Raw genomic sequence first — 4,772 nt, 5'->3', positions numbered from 1 at the left:
TGCCACCACCAGCCGTCGGCCTGCATCTCGCGGGCCGCGGCCACGAAGCGGGCCGTCACCGCCTCCACGTCGGCCTGGCTGTGGTTGAGGCTGAACACGATGCGGCCGCTGCCCACCCACGACAGCGCCAGCCCATGCGCCCGGAGATAAAACTGCAGCATCCAGTTGTAGCGCGAAGGCACGGTGTACAGCACCGTCCAGATGCTTTGCAGCCCGGCCACACGCACCGGCACGCCGGCCGCCGCCAGCGCCGCATTGAAGCGGTCCTGGTGGGCCGTCCAGCGCTCGTCCAGGCCGTCGTAGATCGCCTGCACCTCAGGCGTGTCCAGCCGACGCAGAAAGGCGTTCATCGCCGCCATCACCGTGGGGTGGGCGTTGAAGGTGCCGCGCGCAAAGCAGATGTCGGCCGGCCGGTCGTCCCGAAAGCGCTTCATCAGCGCCGCCTTGCCGCAGACCACGCCCACCGGCAGGCCGCCGCCCAGCGTCTTGCCGTAGGTCACCAGGTCGGCCTGCAGATTGAAGTAGCCCTGCGCGCCGCGCTCACCGAGGCGAAAGCCGACGAACACTTCGTCCAGGATCAGCACGATGCCGCGCTCGGTGCACACCTGGCGCAGCTGCTGCAGCCAGGCGGTGTAGGCGGCGCGGTCCACGCCGGCGCGGCGGCTGCTGTCCACCAGCGACGAATCGCCCGGCGCCGCCGAGTTGGGGTGCAGCGCCTGCAACGGGTTGACCAGCACGCAGGCGATGTCACGCCGGGTGCGCAGCACCTGCAGCGTCCGCTCGTCCATGTCCTTCAAGGTGTAGGTGTCGCGCTGCGGCATCGGGTTGCCGGGGCCGGGCTGCACGTCGTCCCACCAGCCGTGATAGGCCCCGGCAAAGCGCACCAGGTGCTTGCGGCCGGTGTGGTAGCGGGCCAGGCGCACCGCCTGCATCACCGCTTCGGTGCCCGACATGTGGAACGAGACTTCGTCCAGGCCCGAGATCTTGCGCAGCCGCGCGATGTTGTCGGCCACGCAGGGCAGGTAGCTGCCCAGCACCGGCCCCACGGCCATGGTGGCGGCATGGGCCTCCTGCATGCAGGCCTTGTAGAAGTCGACGCCGAACACGTTGACGCCGTAGCTGCCCGTCAGGTCGTGCAACTCGTTGCCGTCCAGGTCCTGCAGCATCACGCCGCTGGCTTGCGTGATGAAGCTGCCGGCGCGCAGGTGCTGCCGCACCATGGCGCTGAAAGGGAAGGGCACGCGGTAGCGGCCGGTGAATTGCAGGTCCGACAAGCCCTCGGCGGCCTGCGCCGTGAGCGCCGCGCCCTGGGCAAAGCGCTGGGCATACAGCGCGGCCAGCCGCTCGAAGCCGGCGCGGCGCCGCTCAGCCACCGCATCGGGCACGCCGTCGGCATTGAAGAAGCGGTCAGGGCCGTAGGAAAAGCCCGGAATCCAGCCGGCCACGCGCTTGGCCATGCGGGCATGTCCGGTGAGCGAGCGGTGCTTGGCCCGCGACAACTGCAGCCGGCGCCGCGTGCGCGGCAGTCCCCAACCCAGCGTGCCGAGCGCCGCCACGGCCAGGGCCGTCAGCGCGAAGGTGTCGTCCATGTCATGTCCTTGTTTGCCAACCCCGGGGTCTAACCCAGATGCTTGACACCACCATGAAAACCGGCGCCTGGCGCCGCCTGTTGCAGCAGGAAGACCTCAACTTTCTGCTGACCAACCGCATCCCGCGCATCGCGCTCACGCGGGCGATGGGGCGCTTCAGCAAGATCCGCAACCCCTGGCTGGCGCGGCTGTCCATCGCGGTGTGGCGCCTCTTCACCGACCTGGACCTGAGCGATGCAAAGCAGCAGCGCTTTGCCAGCCTGCACGACTGCTTCACGCGTGAGCTGGTGCCCGGCGCGCGGCCGGTGAGCATGGAGGCGGATGTGCTGTGCAGCCCCAGCGATTGCATCGTGGGCGAGTGCGGCACGGTGCAGGCCGGCCGCGTGTACCAGGCCAAGGGCTTTCCGTACCGCATGGCCGAGCTGTTCGGCCCCACGCAGGACAGCAGCGAGTTCGAGGGCGGTACCTACCTCACGCTGCGGCTGACCTCGGCGATGTACCACCGCTTCCATGCGCCGCATGACGCAACGCTGGAACACGTCACCTACTTGAGCGGCGACACCTGGAACGTCAACCCGGTGGCTTTGAAACGCGTGGAGCGCCTCTTCTGCCGCAACGAGCGTGCGGTGCTGCGGCTGCGGCTGGCGCAGGACCAGCAACCGCTGGCCATCGTGGCGGTGGCGGCGGTGCTGGTGGCCAGCATCCGGCTGCATGCGCTGGACGTGTTGCTGCACCTGCGCTGGGCCGGCCCGCATGAGCTGCCCTGCGATGCGCGGGTGCACAAGGGGCAGGAGCTGGGCTGGTTCGAGCATGGGTCCACGCTCATCGTCTTCGTGCCGCCGGGCTTTGCGCTGGCCGAGGGCGTGCACACCGGCCGGCGGCTGCGCATGGGCGAGCCGCTGCTGCGCCGGGTGGCCGCGACGGCGCCGTCAACGGCCGGTCATGCGGCGGGTGCAGCATCGGGCCCCGCATGAAGACCATCGACCTCGTGTACTTCGACGCGGGCGGCGGCCACCGCGCTGCGGCCCAGGCGCTGCAGGAAGCCGCGGCGCTGCAGCAGCGGCCCTGGCGGGTACGGCTCGTCAACCTCACGCGGGTGCTGGACGCCCAGTCCAGCTTCCGGCGGCTGACGGGCTTCGAGCCCGAGGACTACTACAACCTGCGCCTGCGCCGCGGCTGGACGCTGGGCCTGGCGCAGGAGCTCAAGCTGCTGCAGATGCTGATCCGCCTGGGCCACCGGCCGATGGTGCGGCTGCTGCGCCAGCACTGGCAGGCCGCGCCGCCCGACCTGGTGGTGAGCCTGGTGCCCAATTTCAACCGTGCCTTGTTCCAGGGCCTGCGGGCCGCTGCGCCGCAAGTGCCGTACATGACGGTGCTGACCGACCTGGCCGACCATCCGCCGCATTTCTGGATCGAGCCGCAGCAGGCGCAGACCTTCGTCTGCGGCACGGCGCGCGCGGTGCAGCAGGCGCTGGCGGCCGGTGTGCCCGCGCAGCGGGTGCGGGCCACCTCGGGCATGGTGCTGCGCCCCGCCTTCCATGCGCCGGCCATGCCGGCGGCCGAGCGCGCCCGTCAACGACAGGCGCTGGGGCTGCCGGTGGACCGACCGCTGGGGCTGGTGATGTTCGGCGGCCATGGCTCGGTGCAGATGCTGTCCATCGCCCGCCGGCTGGACGAGGTGCCCTTGCTGTTTGCCTGCGGCCACAACGTGGCGCTGCGGCAGGAGCTGCAGGCCCTGCAGCGCAGCGCGCCGCATGTGGCCGTGGGCTTCACGCAGGACATGCCGCCGCTGATGGACCTGGCCGACTTCTTCATCGGCAAGCCCGGCCCCGGCAGCCTGAGCGAAGCAGTGCAGCGCGGCCTGCCGGTGATCGCGCTGGCACCCACCGGCGTGATGCCGCAGGAGCGCTACAACGTGCAGTGGATCCACGAGCACGGCCTGGGCACCACCGTGCGCTCGGTCCGTGCGCTGGGTCACGCCACGCAGCGGCTGCTGGCCGATCTGCCGGCCTTTCAGTCGCGGGTGGAGGCGATGCGCAACCGGGCGGTGTGGGAAGTGCTGGAGCTGATGGCGCAGGAGCTGAAGCGGGCTGAGACGGCCGCCACGACTGCGGGCATGGGGTGGGCGTGACCGGATACGGCGACGCAGAATGACGGGGCGCCGACATGGAGGTTTGCATGTCCTTCGAACTGGGTCCCAGCCGCCTGCAAGTGGCCTTCGACATCACCACCGGTGAACTGATCGACGACAAACCGGACGACGCGCGCTGCAAGCTGGACATCCACTCGAACATCTCGATGGACATGGGCGGCATGCAGTTCGCAGAGAGCACTCGCGAAGGCAACTTCAGCCTCTGGGTCCAGCTGCAGGCCGGCGAGGGTGTGGCCGTCACGGGACTGACGAGCTGTGGTGCCGTCTTCGTGGCCAACAGCGACTTCAGCCGGGTGGCTGCCGGCCATATGAGCGGTGACGCACGCCTGTTCGAAGCCTGGTGCCACTACATCCGCAACAGCGGTACGCAGCCGGCGTTCCTTCTCTGGGGCACCGGTGCCATTGGCGCCAGGGGCTGGGGAGGCAGGGTGTTGATGAGCTACATGAAAGAGTTTCGTCTTGCGCCATCGCGTGCCCCCGCGGTTGCTGGCTGCGGTGCCGTCTTTCTGGTGCGCAGCAATCGCGGCTGTGCCTTTGCCTGGTCGGCGGTGCAGATGCCGTTCCAGACCGTCGGGCAGGCGGTTCGAAGGCTGAGCAGTTCTTCCCTTGAACTGGCAGCGAAGCTCACGCAATACGCAAGTCTCAGGGTGGCGGACGAAGCAGGGACCATAGAGCAGTCCTACATGCTGCTCTATGAACTATCGGATCGGTCGCTGCCGATCGTCTTCGAGGACGAAGCACGCTTGAAGTCGATCCTGGAGAACGGTCCGGGCCTGATGCGCGCCTACGCCAAGGTGGTGGCCACTTTTCCGCCCTCGTACATCCAGGACTTCCAGCAGTGGAAGCTCTTCAGGACCTACCCGAAGCTCAAGCCCGCACTGTGATCTGCCTGTCTCAGATCACCCCGTCCAGCGACACCGGTTCCACCGCTGCGTTGGCCGCCTTGCGCCCCTTGCGCAGCCCGCGCTTGACCGTCGTCTGCGGCACCCGCGCATTCCTGCTGCGGTCCAGGATCTCCAGCCGGCCGTCGG

At 69.0% G+C, this 4,772-nt stretch carries 4 protein-coding genes; 3 read left to right on the top strand and 1 reads right to left on the bottom strand.

The window, feature by feature from the left end; translation table 11 throughout:
- On the bottom strand, positions 1-1,589 hold a 1,589-nt coding region (locus tag ABNT58_RS04185; protein ID WP_348752253.1), incomplete at its 3' end, for an aminotransferase class III-fold pyridoxal phosphate-dependent enzyme.
- Positions 1,590-1,642: 53 nt separating this feature from the next.
- On the opposite strand from ABNT58_RS04185, the gene asd reads away from it, so the two are divergent.
- From asd to ABNT58_RS04170, 3 genes are read left to right on the top strand one after another with little or no spacing between them, the layout of a single operon-like run.
- The gene (asd, locus tag ABNT58_RS04180; RefSeq protein ID WP_348752252.1) at positions 1,643-2,563 is read left to right on the top strand and encodes an archaetidylserine decarboxylase; all 921 of its coding nucleotides are present in this window, start codon (positions 1,643-1,645) and stop codon (positions 2,561-2,563) included.
- Entirely contained in the window at positions 2,560-3,720 is a 1,161-nt protein-coding gene (locus ABNT58_RS04175; RefSeq protein ID WP_348752251.1) for a glycosyltransferase, read from the top strand. Before asd ends, ABNT58_RS04175 begins: the two co-directional genes overlap by 4 nt.
- Before the next feature lie 47 nt (positions 3,721-3,767).
- Positions 3,768-4,625 carry a hypothetical protein gene (locus tag ABNT58_RS04170; RefSeq protein WP_348752250.1) on the top strand — a complete coding sequence of 286 codons (858 nt, stop codon included), beginning with the start codon at positions 3,768-3,770 and terminating at the stop codon, positions 4,623-4,625.
- Positions 4,626-4,772: the final 147 nt, after the last annotated feature.

This window comes from uncultured Aquincola sp., assembly GCF_964001545.1.
Lineage (GTDB): Bacteria > Pseudomonadota > Gammaproteobacteria > Burkholderiales > Burkholderiaceae_C > Aquincola.
Note: the sequence above shows the minus strand (reverse complement) of the source record. Positions and strands in the feature narration are given on the sequence as shown.

What these genes read in the sequence shown, in the direction of transcription:
- asd (WP_348752252.1), top strand. Translation starts at nt 1,643, where the DNA reads ATGAAAACCGGCGCCTGGCGCCGCCTGTTGCAGCAGGAAGACCTCAAC.
- ABNT58_RS04175 (WP_348752251.1), top strand. Translation starts at nt 2,560, where the DNA reads ATGAAGACCATCGACCTCGTGTACTTCGACGCGGGCGGCGGCCACCGC.
- ABNT58_RS04170 (WP_348752250.1), top strand. Translation starts at nt 3,768, where the DNA reads ATGTCCTTCGAACTGGGTCCCAGCCGCCTGCAAGTGGCCTTCGACATC.